Genomic DNA, 1,143 nt, shown 5'->3' on the forward strand with positions numbered 1-1,143 from the left:
AAAGAAGAAGGGGTTGTTTTGACGACGATGACCACAATCCTAAAGTCGTACGAGGAAGCGTATGGCACTGCCACACCAGTAGTTAAACGGATGCTGGGAGACTATGTGGATGATCTGGGTGCTGATTTCGTGAGCAAAGTCATCGAGGTTACGGCTCAGGCTGGAGGCAGGACCTGGCCGTATCTGGAAAAATCCCTTTCGGAGTGCAAGCGAAAGGGAATGAGCTTATCGGTCTATGAAGCAGAGCAGATCCGCCGCAAGGGCGGCTGCAACGCGAGAGTGGACAGGCCTACGCCCAGCGGAACTGATTGGATGATTGGTAAACACGTTCCGCTAAGCGAGAGACGTATGAAGCGGGAGGATTGATCTCCGTGTTCTATAACGTAGAACACTATCCGGACCCCACCGTTTGGGCTGCTGAACGATCAATTAAAAGAAAAGCCCGGGCTGCACTTGCGGCCCGGGCAAAATCGAAAGGAATGAAGAGGTTGAATAATCGGATTTTTGCAATTGACCCGGGCACCACTCACAGCGGGTTTGTGATTGTGGAGCACGATGGGGATGAGATTGTCCGGGTGATTCACAAAGGGAAAATTCAGAACGAAGCTTTGCTCCGTGAGCTACCCTATCATGTGGGTGTGAATGAAATTGCCGTAGAAATGGTGGCCAGTTACGGGATGGCTGTTGGCCGGGAGGTGTTTGAAACCTGTGTATGGATCGGGCGCTTTCTCCAGGCCGGCGGAATTCTTCCCGATAACACCGAAAAACACCTTGTTTACCGGATTGATGAAAAGAGTAATCTGTGCCACTCGGCAAAAGCAAACGATTCCAATATTATTCAGGCGCTGGTGGACAGATACGCTACAGGGCAGCCCAACAGGGGCAAAGGAACCAAAAAGAATCCCGGGTTCTTCTACGGGTTCAGTGCCGATGCATGGCAGGCTATGGCGGTTGCGGTGACTTATTTTGACACGCGAGTTAAGTCGGAAAAGGTTGGTGAAAGTCAGTGAATCCATTACAGAGGGCATCGGCCATCAAGCGGCTGCTGAAGAAGTTCACGGAGGTGCGGTGATGAATATTGTATGCGCTGCTGTAAATGCGGAGCAGCTGTATCAGATCGCAGAAACATGCGAATCTCCTTTT

Annotated in this window: 2 protein-coding genes; both read left to right on the plus strand. The window is 51.1% G+C overall.

What is annotated here, in order from left to right; genetic code table 11:
- Positions 1-366 (plus strand): hypothetical protein (locus tag B5F28_RS14340; protein ID WP_206423093.1); only part of this gene is annotated, 366 nt, incomplete at its 5' end.
- Positions 367-371: 5 nt separating this feature from the next.
- Positions 372-1,010 carry a hypothetical protein gene (locus B5F28_RS14345; protein ID WP_247643502.1) on the plus strand — a complete coding sequence of 213 codons (639 nt, stop codon included), beginning with the start codon at positions 372-374 and terminating at the stop codon, positions 1,008-1,010.
- The last annotated feature ends 133 nt before the right edge of the window (positions 1,011-1,143 follow it).

The organism is Gemmiger sp. An194 (assembly GCF_002160145.1).
Classification (GTDB): domain Bacteria; phylum Bacillota; class Clostridia; order Oscillospirales; family Ruminococcaceae; genus Allofournierella.